Consider the following 18,129-nt stretch of genomic DNA (forward strand, 5'->3'; position numbering starts at 1 on the left):
CCCAGGCGCTATTCGCAGCGCAGCGTTACCGTTGCCTGGTAGTTGCCGGAGGCGAAACGATTGCTGCCGCCCTTGGCGCCTGCCAAGTGGACGGAGACAAGATCGGCGCCCGGCGTGGTGATGCTTGTGGCCGAGCCGGTCTCGACGATCGAATGCGCGCCGGTGGCCGAATAGGTCGGTGTCCAGGTGGTCGAGGTGGTGTCGGCTGACGGAACGGTTGGCGAGGTGACGGGATCGACGCTGAGCGACACCCCGCCGGTCGTCGTCAATGTGACGGTTCCGGGCGAGCCGCCGCTGTTGTGCGAACTGAGCGACTGAAGATCGGGACTGACGGTCATTGTGCCGTTGGTGGCAATGACAAGTGTGCAGGTCGGGTTGACCGTGCCGTTGAAAATGACATTTTGCGTCGTGGCCGATGCGGTTTGGCTCATGCACGCGGCCAGCAAGGCTGCGCCGACGGCGGCGCGAAACGATTCCATCTTGACCCCTCCTATTAAATCGGATCGCCCGAATTAATATGAGTCATCATCGTTTTATCATGGTTAATTTAGAGTAAACTTAAATATCTGGCCAAAATAAAACTCTTTGAAAAACCAACGGTTGTGCTTGGTTGTAGGAAATAACGCCGGGTACATTCGCGCCAATACTTTAGAATAACAATATTTGTATATTGCTTCGGCGGAAACGGGAAAATCGATATTTCAGGGCGAGACCTGACCCGCCTCCCACCCCAGGATGGCGCGCTTACGGGTCAGACCCCAGTGATAGCCGGTCAGGTCACCGGACTTGCCGATGGCGCGGTGGCAGGGAACCACGAAGGAGATCGGGTTGGCGCCGTTGGCCGCGCCCACGGCGCGGCTGGCGCTTGGTGAGCCGATGCTGGCGGCGATCGAGGAATAGGTGCGGGCCTTGCCCATCGGGATCCTCAGCAGCGCCTCCCAGACCCGCACCTGGAAATCGGTGCCGATCATGACGACATGCAACGGCTGATCCGGCCGCCACAGCGTCGGGTCGAAGATGCGCGCGGCATAGGGGCCGGTCGCGGCCATGTCCTCGACATAGCGGGCGTTCGGCCAGCGGCTGGACATGTCGGCGAAGGCGGCGCGCTCCTCACCGGGGTCGCAGAAGGCAAGGCCGGCAAGGCCACGGTCGGTGGCGATGATCAAGGCGGTGCCGAAAGGCGAGGCATGGTAGCCATAGCGCATGGTCAGCCCGGCGCCGCGGGTCTTGTAGTCGCCCGGCGACATCGCCTCATGGGTGACGAACAGGTCGTGCAGCCGGCCGGGGCCGGACATGCCCAGCTCGAACGAGGTTTCGAGCAGCGGCATGCCGGAATCGAGCAGCCTGCGCGCATGATCGAGCGTCACCGCCTGCAGGAAGGCCTTGGGCGACAAGCCGGCCCAGCGGGTGAAGAGTTTCTGCAGGCCGGTCGGCGTTTCGCCAACCTCCTCGGCCAGCTCTTCGAGCGAGGGCTGATCGCGATAGTCCAGGCTGATCTTCTCGATGGCGCGGCGCACGATCTCGTAGTCGCTGCCTTCAGGCGTGATGTCTTTCTTGAGGACCGCTGTATGTGTGCTCATGGAATATCTCCTTGGTCCGGAATATCGCCCCTTGGGGCGCCGCTCGCCACCCGAAACTTGCCTTCCTGCCACGCACTCCCAGATAGATTCGCATTTCGTGCCCAGGAGACGCCGATGGCTGGCGAAAAGGTACATCTGACCGGGGCGAAGGAAACCTTGCTCATGACGCTCTACGGCAAGGCGCTGGAGAGCAGGCTGCCCCATTCATTGCTGGGGGATCATTTCGCCGACGAGGCGGTGGGCAAGATCGACTATGATTTCTCCAGGCTCAAGGTGGACCAGAATCTGGGCGTCGGCCTGGCGATCCGGGCCAGGACGTTGGATATGCGTGTTCAGGACTTTCTCGCCAGAAACCCCGGCGCCATCGTGCTGCATCTGGGCTGCGGGCTCGATACGCGCATCTTTCGTGTCGATCCGCCATCAGGCGTGGACTGGTTCGAAGTCGACTATCCCGAAGTCATCGATCTCAGGCGCAGGCTCTACCCGTCCCGGGACCATTGTCACCTGATCGCCTCGTCCGTGATCGAACCGGATTGGCTGGCCGAGGTGCCACGCAACCGGCCTGCCATCGTGGTGGCGGAGGGACTGACGCCCTATCTGCCCGCGGACGAGGGGCTCCGCCTGTTGGCGCGGCTTGTTTCGCACCTGGCCAGCGGCGAGTTGATATTCGATGCCTACAGCGATTTCGGCCTCAAGCTGCTCCGGCTCAATGCGACCATCAAGGCGACGGGCGCACAGGTTCACTGGGCGATCGACGATCCGCACGAACTGGAACTGGCGGTCCCCAAGCTGCGGTTCGTCGAGGATATTTCCGCCTACAAGCCAGAACATGCCGCCCGCATGGGCTGGTCCGCCAAGCTGTTCGTTCGTCTGTGGAAGCACATTCCGGCGCTGCGCAAGGTTGGGCGGCTTTTGCGATACCGTTTCTGAAGCCGGTCTGCCGATGTTCCCGGGATTGCCCGGTTCAGCGTGTCTTGGCGGTCGCCAGCGCCCGCGAGAAGGCGGCGGCAAAGCTCTCGCGCGAATCGGGGTCGAGAAAGCCGCCGATCGAGACGTTCTGGCCGCGCGCTTCCACCGTCATCCCTGTGATGCCGATCTCGGCATGCCGGGCGACCGAGAACCGGGTCCAGAATGGATTGAAGCGGTGGGCTTCCGACTTGCCCGAGGGAGCGGTCTTACGGATGTCGAGGCTGGTGCGCGAGACCGAGACCTCCTCGCGGGCGCGGGCGGCCCGGTAATTGGCGCGGAAGGCGATGTAGACCGCGATCACGTCGAGGCCGAAGAAGCCGAACACCGGCCAGGCTCCGCGTGACAGGAAGAAAGCCCCCGTCACCAGCCAGCCGAACATCAACGCGCCCATCAGAACCAGGAAGCCCGTCCTGCCCAGCGAGCGGTGCGGGGTCAGCAGCGCGTGAAAGAATGGCTCGTCAGCCTGGAACGAGGCGTTTGTGTCGCTCATGACAGGATATTATAGGAGGGAAATCGCGTCCCCCAAGTCCAAAGATTCTTCCATGCCCGAAAAAAAGCTGCCGGCCGGACGACGTGACGGATCGAACGCCAAGCCGCGTCCAAGGCCGGTGCGGCGGACGTCCCGTTACAGCCCGGCCGAAGTGCACGAGATATTCCGGCGCTTTTCGGTGCAGCGGCCGGAACCGAAGGGCGAACTCGAACACGTAAACGCCTTCACGCTGCTGGTGGCGGTGGTGCTGTCGGCGCAGGCGACGGACGCCGGCGTCAACAAGGCGACGCGGGCCCTGTTCAAGGTTGCCGATACGCCGCAAAAGATGCTTGCCCTGGGCGAAGCCAAGGTCGGCGATCACATCAGGACGATCGGTCTGTGGCGCAACAAGGCCAAGAATGTCATGGCGCTGTCGCAAGCGCTGATCCGCGACCATGGCGGCGAGGTGCCCGGTGACCGCGACGAGCTGGTCAAGCTGCCCGGCGTGGGACGCAAGACGGCCAATGTCGTGCTCAACATGGCCTTCGGCCAGCATACGATGGCAGTCGACACGCACATTTTCCGCATCGGCAACAGGCTTGGCCTGGCGCCAGGCAAGACGCCCGAACAGGTCGAGCAGGGGCTTCTGAAAATCATTCCGGACGAATATATGCGCCATGCGCATCACTGGCTGATCCTGCATGGCCGCTATGTCTGCAAGGCGCGCAAGCCGGATTGCCCGGCCTGCGTCATCGCCGATATCTGCAAGGCGCAGGAGAAGACCACCAGCATCCCGGCGCCGCTGGTGCCGGTCGCGCCGGGTGAAACGGCGCCGGCCGACGTTCAGGAGCCGTAGCCGCGCGCCATCGCCGCGGCGAAGACGGGGATGAGCAGGAAGACAGCCGCCTCGGCATGGATGTAGGATTTGACCGTGGCCAGTTCGCCCGCGGGCACGGCAAAGGCTGGATTGGCGCCCGCCTGCCTGTTCCATGAAATGAAGCGGACAGTGGGGATGATCGACAGCAGGCCGACGACCGCGAATGCCGCCATCTTGGCCCAGAAGACCCAGTTGTAGATGTAGAATTCCCAGCCCTTGAGGCCCCAGAAGACACGGCCGATGCCGACGATGATGATCAGCGCGGCGAAGATGCCGTAATGGCGGTCGATGCCGGCAAGGCGCCTGAGCGTGGCGGCGGGCAGGTCGCCGCGGATCAGCACGAACTCGGCGCCGATGATCCCCGCCAGCGAAAACACCAGGAGATGGTGGACGATGGCAAGCACAAGATCGGTCGTGTCCATGCTTTTCCCCTTGGGTTTGAGCACCAACTGGAACTTGAGGAAAATCGCGTTGCCAGGATGCTGAATCAGCTTGCGCGGAAAATAACACCGTCGGTCCGAATTCCCATAGCCGAGCTTGCACCGGCCGTCGGCAATTTGACGTCCGGTCCCCGCGTCGACGCGTTCGTCCTGGATAGTGGCGCGCGCCGGTTTGGCCCTTGCAGACCAACAGCGATTTGCTAAGCGCGCACGATATGAGCGAGGCCATTCCATGAAAACCGTACAAGCGACAACCGCCCCCGTCATCGAGACGCCGCGAACCATCCTGCGGGCGCACCGGCTCGATGATTTCGATGCCTACACCACGATGTGGGCGGATCCAGCGGTCACTCGTTTCATCGGCGGCAAGCCCCGCACGCGCGAGGAGAGCTGGATGCGGTTCCTGCGTCACGCCGGCCTGTGGTCGCTGCTCGGCTATGGCTTCTGGGCGATCGAGGAGAAGGCAACGGGCCGTTTCGTCGGCGAGGCCGGTTTCCATGACCTGAAACGCGACATGGAACCGCCGATCGAGGGCATTCCGGAAGCTGGATGGGCGCTGGCGCCTGATGTGCACGGGGCAGGGCTCGCCACGGAGGTCGTCAGCCGCGTGCTGGCCTGGGGCGAGGAAATATTCGGGCCTGCGAAAACCGTCTGCATCATCGACCCGCAGAACATCGCGTCGCTGAATGTCGCGGGCAAGGTCGGCTACCGCGAAGTGTTGCGCACCACCTATCACGATGCTCCAACGGTGCTGCTGGAGCGATCCTCGCGAAGAGGCGCCTAGCCGGCTTTGCGGCGCAGTGCCTGCGCCAGGTCGCTCCATGGATCGGCGGCGCTTCTGCCTTGTTGAATGCCGTGACCGCGCAGCACGGTCGAGGCATCGAAGGGTTTCGGCCGGGCGATCCCGTAGCCCTGGGCATAATCGACGCCGATCGCCTTCAGCGCGGTGGCGATGGCTTCGCTTTCGACGAACTCGGCAATGGTGCGCTTGCCCATGACCTTGCCGATGTGATGGATCATCTCGACCATGGCGCGATCGATACGGTCGTCCAGCATGTCCTTGACGAAGCCGCCGTCGATCTTGAGGTAGTCGACCGGCAGATGTTTCAGATAGGCGAAGGACGACATGCCCGAGCCGAAATCGTCGAGCGCGAAACGGCAGCCGAGGCCGCGCAGATCGGCGATGAAGCGCATGGCGCTGGTGAGATTGGCTATGGCGCTGGTTTCGGTGATCTCCAGGCAGATCACGGCAGGCGAAATGCGGTGGAAGAGGAACTGTTCGCGCAGGAAATCGAGGAAGGTCTCGTCGCCGAACGTCGCTCCGGAAAGATTGATGGCGCATGTGGCGATCGGCGGCATGGCGGGATCGGCTTGCCGCGCGGCCAGGACGCGAAAGGTGTTGCGCACCACCCAGCGGTCGATCGACGGCATCAGGCCGTAGCGCTCGGCCGCGGGAATGAAGCTCTGCGGCGTGACGAAGCTGCCATCCTCGTCGGTCAGCCGCAGCAGGATTTCGATATGCGCGCCCGTCTCGGCGGCGCCTTCGCCGAGCGGATGGATTTCCTGGGCGTGGAGCCTGAAGCGGTCCTCTTCCAGCGCGGCGTGCAGGCGCTGCACCCAGGCCATCTCGCCGAACCGTTCACGCAGGGCCGTGTCGCCCTCGCTGTGGATCTGGACACGGTTGCGGCCTTTCTCCTTGGCCATGTAGCAGGCGACGTCGGCGGCCCGCAGCGTCTCCTCTATGGTCACCTGCGCATTGGCGATCTGGACCATGCCGATGCTGACGCTGGTGTTGAAGGGCCGGCCGTCCCAGGCGAAATGCAGGTCCTGCACGGCCGCGCGCAGCCGCTCGGCGATGTCGGCCGCATTGCCGGGTTCGCAATCGATCAGCAGAACGCCGAATTCGTCGCCGCCGAGCCGAGCCAGCACATCGCCGGAACGCAATTCGTTGGTCAGCAGCGCGGAAATATGGCGCAGCAGCTGATCGCCCGCGGCATGGCCGCATGTATCGTTGACCAGCTTGAACTGGTCGAGATCGAGATACATCAGGGCATGCTGCCGGGGGCGTCCCTGCAATTCGACGATTGTCCTCTCCAGCCGGCTTTCGAAATCGCGCCGGTTGGCGAGCCCGGTCAAGGCGTCATGCGAAGCCTGCCATGAGAGCCGCTCGATGTAATCCTCTTCCCGCGTCATGTCATGGAAGGCGAGCACGGCGCCGACGATTTCGCTGGCAATCAGCAGCGGCGCGCCGGTCAGCGCGACCGGAACCACGGACCCGTCCGGCCGCTGCAGCAATTGCGGGCGAGGGCTGGAACGGCGGGGCTCGCCCGCCAGCAAGCGTTCGAGCAGCCGGGGCTCTTCGACGCTGGTGTCTTTGTCGACGAGGCGAAACAGCGATGCGGCCGGCTTGCCCCTTGCCGTCGCGAACGGGCAAGCCAGGAGCGTCTCGGCGACCGCGTTCATATAGTCCAGGCGACCATCCGGGCCGATGGTCATGACGGCCTGGCCGATCGAGGCCAGGGTGATCTGGGCGCGCTCCCGCTCAGCATTGAGCGCCGACTGGAAGGCCCGTCGCTGGGCAAGCAGCTTTCGCGTGCGCCACACCGCAAGCAGGATCAGCAAGGCAGCGGTGACGAGATTGGCAAAGGTGAGCAGCGTCCGGATGAAGCGCGATCCCTCGCCGAGACTGTCGGAGAAGGCCTTGGACAAGGGTGTTATCTGGCTATCGAGCTCACGGATCTGCGTTTTCCAGTCATTGATCCGGCCTGCCGACGCCGGCCCTTTGCCCCATTCTTCATGCATCGTGTCGCCAAGCCGTTGAATGGCCAGGATCATGGTGTCGGCCGCCGTCCAGTGCCTTACGGCGGCGTCGAGGTAGCTGAAGTCGCGGAAATTCTGGAAAAGCCAGATCAGCCCGGCGACATCGTCCGGGTGGTTCCTCGCTTGCAGGAAGCCAGCGCGGGCCGCGTTCGTGTCGGGTATGCGCTGTTCGAGAGCCAACCGGGCTGTACGGTCTGCCAGCGGAACGGCGATCGCTTCGCGATATTCGTCGAAGAATTCCTGCCTGCCGGTGTCGGCGTAGAGGTTGAGGAAGTAGATGGCGTGCTTCTGTCCCTTCGACCACTGGCTTTCGCCACCGACATAGGCGCGAACCGCCGAAAGCGTATAGAGACTGAGACTGGCGACGAGGGCCTGGGTCAGGACAACGGCGATGAATGGCCAGACGAGCCCGAGAAGACGGGGGCTGGCGTCCATCGATGACAGCTTCATCGACTTCATGGACGTGCCATGATCCTGTCCGCGTGTCTGTCCGACTGTTTCACCCGTCGGTTGAGACGATGTTCTTCCCTCATGTCGCTCTATGGGCGACACGATCCGGTTATCATGTGGGGCTTAACAGCAGATAAATAGTTCGGGTTCGTTGGTTGGCCGATTCTTGAAGTGCCGCGCCCGAATATTACGCAACGTCAAGAGTTGCTTTCAAATCCGATGTATTCACGGATGGCCATCTCCAGATCGGCGCGTGAAGGGCCTATCCCTGGCCGGGCGGATCCGGATCGGGAAGCTGCAGGGTCTTAACCAGCGTCGAGAGATCGGGCTCGTCGATGAGGGTCGCCGCTTCGGATGGCGTCAGCCACGCTCTTTGCCGACGTCTGGCCTCCTGCCAGTGGGCGAGTTCCTCCGTCACTTCAAGCAGGTAGACGATGACGTCGACCCGCACAAAGCGGTTGGCCAGCCGTTTCCAGTAGGAATAGGTGCCGGCCGGCTGCTTCAGCGTCCTGCCAAGAACTCCGGCTTCCTCCTGCGCCTCGATGGCTGCCGCCTTGCGTCCGCTCTTGCCCTTCATGGGCCATCCCTTGGGGACGATGAAACGCCGCGTGGTTCGCGACGTGACCAGCATCACCTCGACATTCCCCCGTTCGTTCAGCCGAAAGGGGATAGCCGCGACCTGGCGGATCCTTTCCCCTTTCTTGGCCTTGCGCACGGCCTTTTTGTTGGTGGCTACCATTCGTAAAAATCCGGTCGATGCAGTGCCCCATAGCGTGATGCGGCGCCTTTGCAAAATCCAAATTGCCGCTGGGGCATCTGAATGCCCCTAGCATGTAAGTCGGCTAAATAAAAGCGTGCCTGGCCGTCAGCGGCAGGTGCTCACGGCGGTGCTGCCGATTATCTGTGTCTGGCAGCTCGGCCTGACCTGCGGCACGACGGGCGGCGGCTGCTGGACGATCACCCTGTCCTGGGCTCTATATTGTTGTTGCTGCTGCTGAAACTGCTGCCGCTGAACCCGGTTCTGCAACGCCTGCAGGTCGTTCTGCAGGATCAGGCCATTGCCGTTGGCGCCGGGATTGAGCACCTGCGCCGAAGCCGGCAGGCCCAAGCCCGCCGCGACCGCGGTGGCCAGTACAGCCGACATGCAAACCATAGTTGCGCGAAATGCGGCCATCAGCTCATTCCCGGAAACAGGACACCTACCATCCTTGATATAGGACGTTTGCGCGGCAATGCCATCAAACGTGATCCGGGCCGCTTGAAACAGATCAACCCATCGCTCCCAACCTTATTCGGCTCGAACCATTAGACAGTCGTCATATGACGACTATGCAGTGGCCCCGGCTTTGGTCAGTGTCCCTTACGTAAGTTTTCGATTCCATCTGGCACAAGTTAATGTATTCTAATTGAGCCAGAGCTGCATAAGTGGGAATGCGGATGTGCTGGCTTTGATGCATTGAACCTTACTGCAACGTGCCGGCATTTCTATTGAATGGACTGACCATGGCCGCGGCGCCGGACTCAAGGAGGGATTGAGGGCGACTGCGAAACGGGGGGTAAGTGCATGGCTTGGTTTTCAAGGCGCTCTTTGGGGTGCCATCGTCTCAGCGGCGAATTCGACAGTCAGGCGGCAGATCGCCGTGCCACCATGTCGACTATGACGGGAAGTCGACTTCTCGTGACAGCCCCATCTCCCATGGCTGGAAACGGTCGTTCGGTGGTCATGGCTGCTCGGATGACTCTGCTGCTTGGCGCTACGGCGCTGGCCGGCATTGCCGTGCTGAACGTGAACGCTGCCCACGCACAGGTCGTCATCAACCACGACGGCGCACCCGGCGACAATGGCGCCAACGTCATTGGCGATGCCGATGCGGATGATGGCCATCCCCCGACCGGGCCGGTCAACGACACGAACAATCTTCCACAATCGAGTGTTGGCAGCGCCTATGTCGGTAGCGCCGTTGGCGGCAGAGGGGGCGACGGCGGCTCCACCGTCGAGCCGACCATCGTTCCGCCTTTCTTCGAGGTCGACGGCGGCAATGGTGGCAACGGCGCCAAGGGTGGCGTCGTCGATATCACGAATACGGCCCAGCTGCAGACCAGCGGCGTTTCCGCGAGCGGCGTCATTGCGAATGCAAGCGGCGGCAATGGCGGCAATGGCGGCTTTGCTTTCCATCTGCTGCTGATCGACGGCGGCACCGGCGGCAGGGGCGGTGATGGTGGCACGGCCACCGCGACGACGACATCGACCAGCAACATCACTACGACGGCAAACCTGGCGAACGGCATCACTGTCAACGCCAGCGGCGGCAATGGCGGCAATGGCGGCACCGCCGTTGGCGGCATCGGATCGGGCAAAGGCGGCGACGGTGGTTCCGGTGGAAATGGTGGCTCGGCAACTGCGGACAACGCGGGCGACATCCATACGCAGGGCACCTTTGCGAAGGGCATCCTGGTTCGCTCGGCCGGTGGCGGCGGTGGCGACGGAGCCCAGGGCACCGGCCTGATCAATGGCGGCGGCGGCAATGGTGGCGTACCGACCATCGGCGGCCCCGCGGACGGCAAGAACTCTGGAAACATCACAACGATTGGCGACTTCGCCAGCGGCATGGTTGTCCAGTCTGTCGGCGGCGGCGGCGGTGATGGTGGCGGAGCCTTCGGCCTATTCGGTGGCGGCGGTGCCGGAAAGCCGGGCAACGATGGCGGTACGTCCACCGGCACCAACACCGGTTCCATCACCACCAGCGGCCTCGGTGCCATAGGCATGCTGGTCGAATCGGTGGGCGGCGGCGGCGGCGATGGCGGCGGCGCGGCCGGCATCGTTTCCGTCGGCGGCAGCGGCGGCGGCGGCGGCAAGGGCGGCGAGGTCGATGCCAATGTCGGCGGCATCATCATTACGGGCAATGACGGCAGCGGCGATGGCGCGCATGGCGTGCTGGCGCAGTCGGTCGGCGGTGGCGGCGGCAATGGCGGCTTCGCTCTCTCGGCTGGTCCGGTCGCTTCCGTCGCCATCGGCGGAGGTGGCGGCACCGGCGGCAATGGCGGTGTCGTCAATGTTAACCAGGCCGGGACCAGCGCCACGGTCAGCACGCATGGCAATTCGGCCATCGGCATTCTGGCACAGTCGGTTGGCGGTGGCGGCGGCAATGGCGGCGGCAGCCTGGCGATCGGCGGGATTGTCTCGGTTTCGGTCGGCGGCAGCGGCAGCGCGGCCGGCGACGGCGACGAAGTCACCTACAACATCGCCAATTCCAAGGTCACGACCAACGGGAGCGATTCGACTGGCATCCTGGTGCAATCGGTTGGCGGCGGCGGTGGCAATGGCGGCTTCGCGCTTAACGGCGCGGGCACGGTAGCAGTTGGCGTCGGCGGTAGTGGCGCGGCCGGTGGCATCGGCAAGAAGGTGGATGTGACGACCGGCGGGACGGTGGAAACCTTCGGCGTGCGCTCGGCAGGCATCATTGCCCAGTCCCTCGGTGGCGGCGGTGGTAATGGCGGTTTCGTGGTCGCTGGCAGCCTGGGCGTGAGCGTCGGCGTCGGCGGCAACGGCAGTAAGGGTGGCGATGGTGGCCAGGTCTTCTTCCGCACGGCCGACGGCACCCAGCAATCCATCACCACCCATCAGACGGATTCGGCCGGATTGATTGTCCAATCTGTTGGCGGCGGCGGCGGCAATGGCGGCTTCGTCGGTACGTTCGGCTCGATCGCCAATCTCGGCATTGGCGGCGGCGCCGGCGCGGCCGGCGCCGGCCTGGCCGTGGACGCCACCTACAACGGATCGATCGAGACATTCGAACAGCGTTCGGCCGGCATCATCGTGCAGTCGATCGGCGGCGGCGGCGGCAATGGCGGGGGCGTCATCGGCGTCGGGCTCGGGCTGACCGTCGGCATCGGCGGCAATGGCGCGGGCGGCGGCGCCGCCGACACGGCGACATATCGCTCCGCGAGCACCGTCATCACCACGCATGAAGCCGATTCGGCGGGCCTCATCGTTCAGTCGGTCGGTGGCGGCGGTGGCAATGGCGGCTTCTCGTTCAATCTTTCGGCCGGTGCGGCTGTCGGCGTCGGGGGCCAGGCGGGTGCGGCAGGCGCGTCAAAGGCCGTGTCCGTGACCATCGACGACGGCACCATTCATACAATGAAGGACCGCTCCACCGGCATCATCGCGCAGTCGGTGGGCGGCGGCGGCGGCACGGGCGGCGGTAGCGCGGCCGGCAGCTTCGCGCTCAATATCAGCATTGCCGGCAAGGGCGCCGGCGGCGGCGCCGGCAACACGGTCGATGTCACCAATGGTGCCGACATCACCACGGACGGCATCCAGTCGCACGGCATCCAGGCGCAGTCGATCGGCGGTGGCGGCGGCTCGGGCGGTTTCGCCGTCGCGCTCGGAGGACCGTCGCTGGCGATAGGCGGGGCGGGTTCCGATGGCGGCAGCGCCATGAAGGTCACCGTGACCAATACCGGCGTGATCAAGACCAATGCGGACATGTCGATCGGTATCCTGGCCCAGGCTATCGGCGGCGGCGGCGGCGATGGCGGCCTCGCCGGCGCGGGTGGGCTGTTCACCGCAGTCGGCGTGGGCGGCAAAGGCGGCGGCGGCGGCAATGGCGGAGCGGTTGAGGTCAACAACACCGCGAACATCACGACCAAGGGCGACCTTGCCCACGGTATCCTGGCGCAATCGGTCGGCGGTGGCGGCGGCAATGGCGGCAGCGCGGGTGCGATCTCGGTTGGCGCTTTCGTTGGCGCCGCGGTTGCCGTCGGCGGTGACGGCGGACCGGGTCGTGACGCCATGGAGGTCGATGTCACCCACGCCGGCGACATCACGGTCAGCGGCATGGGCGCCAAGGGCATCATCGCGCAGGCCGTCGGCGGCGGCGGCGGCAATGGCGGCAAGGCTGTCGCCGGCGCCTTCAGCGCCGGTCTTTATGCTTCGGCGGCGGTTGCGGTCACGCTTGGCGGCGACGGTGGTAATGGCGGCTCGGGCGGTGTGGTCAGTCTCAAGGCCGACGGAAAGATCATCTCGCTGACGGCGGCCGACGGCTCAGGCGGCATCGTGGCGCAGTCTATCGGGGGCGGCGGCGGCAATGGCGGCCGCGCCACGTCAATCGCGGGCGCGGTCAGCGACGAAGTCACGATAAACCTCGGCGTTGCCGTTGGCGGCAGCGGCGGCAATGGCGGACAAGGCAAGACCGTTACCGTGGAGACCGGTCTCGTCAGTGGCGGGCAGATCGTGACCCATGGGTTCCAGGCGGTCGGCATCCTTGCGCAGTCGATCGGCGGCGGCGGCGGCAATGGCGGCGACACGTTTGGCGGCGCGGGCGGCTATGGCAACAGCGTTACAATCAGCGCCTCGGTGACGATCGGCGGCAAGGGTGGCGGCTGTATTGGCAATGACCCGACCCAGTGCAACAGCGCCGGCGACGTTCATGTCACCAATGCGATGACGGTCTCCACCGATGGGGATTCCTCGAGCGCTATCGTGGCGCAGTCGATCGGCGGCGGCGGCGGTAATGGCGGCACCAGCACCGGCGGGACCGCGAATGTCGGCGGCGGCGATGGCGTCAACATCGCGGCCAATTTCGCCATGGGCGGCGGCGGCGGCAAGGGCGGTTTCGGCAATACGGTCGACGTCATCAATTCGGGCAACCTGACCACGACCGGCGCTTTCTCCTCGGGCATCATGGCCCAGTCGATCGGCGGCGGCGGCGGCATTGGCGGCTCCAGCACGGCAAAATCCTACAATATCGGCGGCACCAGCCAGACGAGCGTCAGCGTCAATATGGGCCTGGGCGGCTCGGGCGGCGGCGCCGCCGACGCGATGAAGGTGACCGTCAACAACACCGGCATAATCATGACGTCGGGCTTCGGTTCTTCCGGCATCGTCGCCATGTCGGTCGGCGGCGGCGGCGGCGCGGCGGGTGCCGCATCGGCTTCCGATGAGGATGTCGGCGACAGCGGCGGCAGCGGCGCCGGCGACGATGGGGCCACGACGGTGTCGATCGGCGTCGCCTTGGCACTGCCGGGCGGCACGGCCGGCAATGGCGGTGCGGTATCGGTCACCAACAACAACTGGATCATCACCGACGGCGCCTTCTCCTATGGCATCAGTGCCAGCTCGATCGGCGGTGGCGGCGGCGTCGGCGGCTCGGCTTCAGCCGGCGCCAAGGCCGAATACGCCATTGGCGGCGGCATCGGCGGAGCCGGCGGCAGCGCCGGCAATGGCGCCCTGGTCGAAGTCACCAATGAAGGAAATGGCTTCATCTGGACCAAGCGCGAGAACTCCATCGGCATCTTCGCGCAGTCGGTCGGCGGCGGCGGCGGCTCCGGCGGCGCGGGCAAGAGCACGGGCAGCGATGGCGGCACCGTGGACGTCAAGTTCTCGATGGGTGGCCTGGGCGCCGGCGGCGGCAATGGTGGCGAGGTGCATGTCACCAATGACGGCGTTATCTGGACGGACATGGCCAATTCGCATGGCATCATGGCGCAATCGATCGGCGGCAGCGGCGGCGTCGGTGGCGCGGCCGCATCCACGTCCGCGGACGCCAAGGTCTCTATCTCGGCAGCTCTTGGCGGACTGGGCGGCGATGGTGGCTACGGACAGTTCGTCCATGTCACGAACAACCTGACCGGAAGCATCATCACCAAGGGCGACAATTCGTACGGCATCTTCGCCCAGTCGATCGGCGGCGGCGGCGGCGCGGCCGGCAGCGGCTCGACCGAAACTGGCAAGGCCGAGGATGTCGCTGTCAATCTATCGATCGGCGGCATAGGCGGCTCGGGCAATCGCGGCGGCGATGTGACGGTGGACAATCACGGCGAGATCACGACCTACGGCTATCTGTCGCACGGCATCTTCGCCCAGTCGGTCGGCGGCGGCGGCGGCGCTTCTGGCGCCGCGGCAAGCGCTTCAGAGGCCGACATGAGTATCGGCGGCGCCGTGTCGGCCCCGGCCGGCGATGGCGCCAATGGCGGTCATGTCATCGTCAACAATGACGGCAAGATCATAACCAACAAGGACGGTGCGATCGGCATCTTCGCGCAGTCGATCGGCGGCGGCGGCGGCTATGGCGGCACGGTCTCGGCCGATACCGCCGGAGACAGCTCCTTTGCGCTGCAGATCGGCGGATTTGGCGGCAGGGGCGGCAATGGCGGCGACGTCGACGTCACCGTGTCCGGTTCGATCGAGACGTTCGGAGCGCGCGCGCATGGCGTCGTGGCGCAATCGATCGGCGGCGGCGGCGGTTATGGCGGCGACGCCAGCGGCAAGACGTCGAACGCCCTGGCCATTGGCGGCCTCGGCGGCAATGGCGGCGATGGCGGCAATGTCACGGTCATCCGTACGGGGACGATCACGACGCACGGCAAGGATTCCATCGCCATCTTTGCACAATCGATCGGCGGCGGCGGCGGTTTCGGCGGCGCGGGTTTCGGCCGCTTCGGCGCCGATGATGACGGCGGCGGCCCGAATGCGATCGGCTTCAACACGCCCGGCGGAACGAAGGGCACGGGCGGCATCGTCAAGATCGTCCAGTCCGGCGCCATCGAAACAGATGGCGACCGCGCGCACGGTATCGTCGCCCAGGCGGTGGGCGGCGGCGGCGGTGCCGGCGGCACCGACTCGCTGACCATGGGCAGTTCGGCGGCCGGTTCGCAGGGCGGCATCGGCGACGCCGACGCGGCGTCGGCAAGCACCGACAGCCAGGTCTGGGTCAAGGGCGCAAGCTCCTACGCCATGTTCGGCCAGAGCGCGACCGGCGACGGCAACGCGCATGCGGTCGATCTGACGGCGGGCGACAGCCTGTTCGCGCAGGGCGCGGATTCGGTGGCCGTCTACGGCGAAAGCACGGCCGAGCACGGCAAAGGCAACATCACCATCGACCTCAATGGCAAGTATACGATCGGCGGGTCCGGAACAGGCGTGGCCGCCATGCTGGTCGGCGGCGCGGACAATACGCTGACCAACCACAGCCTGCTCTACGCGATGGGAGCGAATCCGACATTCCAGATCCAGGCGTCGCAGTTCCAGGCGTTCCAGGCCTTCCTGCTGGCGCCGGGGCCGGTGGTGCCGACGAACGCGATCCTGGAATCGCTGCTGGACCAGTTCAGTCCGTTTGCCATCACCGGCACGTCGGGCGACGATCATGTCGACAATTCGCCGACCGCCGATACGCTCGGCCGAGTCATCGGCAACATCGACCTCGGCGGCGGCAACAACAGCTTCCACAATTTCGCTGATTCCTCGATGGTCGCGCTCAAGACCATCGACCTCGGCGGGGGGCTGTTCACCAATGACGGTCTTTACACCAACCAGGGCATCGGCGTGGTCGCGACAGTGAACCTGACCGGCGGCTTTACCTAGGACAATACCGGCAAGTTCGTTACCGATATCGATCTCAACAATCAGATCACCGACCAGTTGATCTTGACTGGCGCGGGCAATTTCAATGGCACGGCGCCGCTCAATTTCCTGTCCATCGACAAGTTGTTCACGCAATATGTGCTGGCGACGGGTTCCTCGATGGTCGACAATTATCTGGCGCCGACGACGCTGCATCCCTATGTCGGCTTCAATTTCCTGACCAAGGTCGACGGCAAGGACCTCGTCCTCTACACCGACAACAAGACCTTCCTCCAGCTGGCGCAGGATCCAGGTTCCGGCACCACTGATCCCGGCGTGTTTCAGATGGCGCAGTATCTCGACGACGTCGAGGCTTCGTCCACTCCGGACAATCCGATGGCTCGCCTGATCAACATGTTGCGCTTCCTGCCGAACGAACAGGAATTGGGCGCGGCATTGACACGGCTGACACCGCACTACGCCGTCCACACGTTCGACATGATCAACCGTGAGGCGGACATGATGCTGGACGCGGCGCGTGAATGCACTGGCGTGCCGGCCTACAAGAACCCCGACGGCCGCTGCATCTGGGCCTCGATCAACCCGCAGGCCGAGTACAGCCGCGACGCGGGCGCGGGAACGACAAGCCGAGACGACGTCCTGAAGACGATGTCGCTCGGCGGCATCAGCGAGATCGGCCAGAACTGGTCGCTCGGCGCGACGATCGGCCGGACCGAGTTCGATTCGACGATCGCGTTCAACGGCGCTCAGCTTTCTGAAACGACAGGCGAGGCCTGGCAGGCCTATGCGCTGGCGAAATACGCCGACAAGAATTATTTCGTCGATTTCGCGCTCGGCGGCGGCACCGGCTCGTTCAAGGGCGAGCGCGACACGCATATCGATCAGGTCGGCTTCATCCCGGGCGAAACGCTCGTCGGCGACTACCTTGACGAAGAACTTCTGCCCGGCATCGGCAACAGCGTCACCTATTCGCAGAAGACGGCAATGTTCGGCGGTTCGGCCCGTCTTGGCTTCACTCAGGAGATGGGGGCGTTCTACCTGCAGCCGACACTGCAACTCGATGCCCGCTGGCTGCGTGTTTCCGGCCAGGAGGAAGGCTCGGTCGCAGCCTTCACCTTCAATGGAAGCGCCAACACCTATTATTCGGCGACGCCTGCTCTCGAGGCTGGCGCCGACATCGCGCTCAGCGACATCGCCAGTCTCCGCGTCTACGGAAAGGCGGGGGTGGAGTTCTCGAACAAGGAGTGGGAGATCGAAGGTCAGTTCACCGCGGCGCAGAATTTACCCGGCAACCCGGCATTGCACTTGACGGAGGCGGTCGATTCGCCGCTCTATCGGGTTGGCGCCGGGCTTGAGTTGAATGGCGTCAACGGCGTCGGCCTGTCGGTCAGGTACAACGGCGCCTTCGGCGAAACGGTAAAACAGAACGCAGTCAGCGCGTCGCTCAAGGTCAGTTTCTAGCTGGCTCGAGGCGGAGCCGGGCGGGAGGGGTCTTGATGAGGAAGTACGTGTATTTCGCGGCGATGCTGGGTGCGGCCTGCATCGCAGGGTTGCCGGCTGTTGCCGCGCAGACCAAGGGCGACAAGGTGGCGGCAACGCCTCCGGCCGCGGCGGACGCTCCACAACTGCCCGGCGGCGCATCGGCCTTGTCCGAAACCCATGGCGACTGGACGGTCAATTGCCAGATATCGGGCACGGCCAAGGTCTGCAGCCTGTCGCATCAGCAATTCAACAAGCAGAACAACCAGCGCCTGCTGGCAATCGAGCTGTCGAGCAAGACCGGCGAGGATGCCAGTGGAACGCTTGCCCTGCCGTTCGGGCTTGCTCTCGCCAAGGGTGTCACCCTGACGATCGACGACCAGAAGCTCGACGGCAGCCTGCCGTTCAACACCTGCCAGGTCGTCGGCTGCCTGGTGCCGGTGGCCTTCGACGCGAATGTCACGCCTTTGCTCAAGGCGGGCACGACCCTGAAGATCGATGCCTTCGCGGCGGATACGGGGCAGCAGGTGAGCTTTTCCATTCCGCTCAACGGCTTCAGCGGCGCGCTCACCCGTACCGCCGAGCTGTTGGCCAACTGACCGGCAAGCCACCGGATTTCTGAAAATGGGTAGCGCCTGCCCGATGGAATGGCAGGCGCTACGCTCCTTCAAACGCAGCCTGGA

Annotated in this window: 13 protein-coding genes; 6 read left to right on the top strand and 7 right to left on the bottom strand. The window is 64.6% G+C overall.

Translation table 11 applies throughout. The features are described from left to right. Positions 1-8 precede the first annotated feature (8 nt). Together FFS37_RS20660 and FFS37_RS20665 are read right to left on the bottom strand one after the other, a co-directional pair. Complete coding sequence (locus FFS37_RS20660; protein ID WP_137932822.1) at positions 9-479, bottom strand: hypothetical protein; 471 nt, start codon at positions 477-479, stop codon at positions 9-11. A gap of 222 nt (positions 480-701) precedes the next feature. Beyond that, positions 702-1,580 (bottom strand): methylated-DNA--[protein]-cysteine S-methyltransferase, encoded by an 879-nt coding sequence (locus FFS37_RS20665; RefSeq protein WP_137932823.1) that lies wholly within the window; start codon positions 1,578-1,580, stop codon positions 702-704. Between the two features lie 114 nt (positions 1,581-1,694). Here FFS37_RS20665 and FFS37_RS20670 point away from each other — a divergent pair, with 114 nt between their 5' ends. Further along, positions 1,695-2,510 carry a class I SAM-dependent methyltransferase gene (locus FFS37_RS20670; protein ID WP_137932824.1) on the top strand — a complete coding sequence of 272 codons (816 nt, stop codon included), beginning with the start codon at positions 1,695-1,697 and terminating at the stop codon, positions 2,508-2,510. Between the two features lie 34 nt (positions 2,511-2,544). Here the strand turns inward: FFS37_RS20670 and FFS37_RS20675 are convergent, their stop codons facing one another. After that, positions 2,545-3,039 carry a DUF2244 domain-containing protein gene (locus FFS37_RS20675; protein ID WP_137932825.1) on the bottom strand — a complete coding sequence of 165 codons (495 nt, stop codon included), beginning with the start codon at positions 3,037-3,039 and terminating at the stop codon, positions 2,545-2,547. A 52-nt stretch (positions 3,040-3,091) separates the two neighbouring features. Here FFS37_RS20675 and nth point away from each other — a divergent pair, with 52 nt between their 5' ends. Then, positions 3,092-3,874 (top strand): endonuclease III, encoded by a 783-nt coding sequence (nth, locus tag FFS37_RS20680; protein ID WP_408631442.1) that lies wholly within the window; start codon positions 3,092-3,094, stop codon positions 3,872-3,874. On the opposite strand, the gene FFS37_RS20685 is transcribed toward nth, so the two are convergent. Continuing rightward, a complete protein-coding gene (locus FFS37_RS20685; protein WP_137932826.1) occupies positions 3,862-4,317 on the bottom strand; it encodes a DUF2214 family protein in 456 nt (151 codons plus the stop codon). The genes nth and FFS37_RS20685 overlap by 13 nt on opposite strands. A 250-nt stretch (positions 4,318-4,567) precedes the next feature. On the opposite strand from FFS37_RS20685, the gene FFS37_RS20690 reads away from it, so the two are divergent. Beyond that, positions 4,568-5,119: a GNAT family N-acetyltransferase gene (locus FFS37_RS20690; RefSeq protein ID WP_137932827.1), complete on the top strand. Its 552-nt coding sequence runs from the start codon at positions 4,568-4,570 to the stop codon at positions 5,117-5,119. Here the strand turns inward: FFS37_RS20690 and FFS37_RS20695 are convergent. The 3 genes from FFS37_RS20695 to FFS37_RS20705 form a co-directional block, all read right to left on the bottom strand. Continuing rightward, a complete protein-coding gene (locus FFS37_RS20695; RefSeq protein WP_210240469.1) occupies positions 5,116-7,605 on the bottom strand; it encodes an EAL domain-containing protein in 2,490 nt (829 codons plus the stop codon). The two genes, FFS37_RS20690 and FFS37_RS20695, sit on opposite strands and share 4 nt — an antisense overlap. 262 nt (positions 7,606-7,867) lie before the next feature. Next, the gene (locus tag FFS37_RS20700; RefSeq protein WP_137932829.1) at positions 7,868-8,344 is read right to left on the bottom strand and encodes an NUDIX hydrolase; all 477 of its coding nucleotides are present in this window, start codon (positions 8,342-8,344) and stop codon (positions 7,868-7,870) included. A 126-nt stretch (positions 8,345-8,470) separates the two neighbouring features. After that, a complete protein-coding gene (locus tag FFS37_RS20705; RefSeq protein WP_137932830.1) occupies positions 8,471-8,779 on the bottom strand; it encodes a hypothetical protein in 309 nt (102 codons plus the stop codon). Positions 8,780-9,340: 561 nt separating this feature from the next. On the opposite strand from FFS37_RS20705, the gene FFS37_RS36475 reads away from it, so the two are divergent. The 3 genes from FFS37_RS36475 to FFS37_RS20715 all read left to right on the top strand — a co-directional run bounded on the left by FFS37_RS36475 (position 9,341) and on the right by FFS37_RS20715 (position 18,045). After that, entirely contained in the window at positions 9,341-15,967 is a 6,627-nt protein-coding gene (locus FFS37_RS36475) for a beta strand repeat-containing protein (RefSeq protein ID WP_269750914.1), read from the top strand. 63 nt (positions 15,968-16,030) lie between these two features. Further along, on the top strand, positions 16,031-17,428 hold the full coding sequence (locus FFS37_RS36200; protein WP_232375726.1) for an autotransporter outer membrane beta-barrel domain-containing protein: 1,398 nt from the start codon (positions 16,031-16,033) through the stop codon (positions 17,426-17,428). Between the two features lie 35 nt (positions 17,429-17,463). Next, positions 17,464-18,045 carry an invasion associated locus B family protein gene (locus FFS37_RS20715; protein ID WP_137932831.1) on the top strand — a complete coding sequence of 194 codons (582 nt, stop codon included), beginning with the start codon at positions 17,464-17,466 and terminating at the stop codon, positions 18,043-18,045. Positions 18,046-18,129: the final 84 nt, after the last annotated feature.

The organism is Mesorhizobium comanense (genome assembly GCF_005503535.1).
Taxonomy (GTDB): domain Bacteria; phylum Pseudomonadota; class Alphaproteobacteria; order Rhizobiales; family Rhizobiaceae; genus Mesorhizobium; species Mesorhizobium comanense.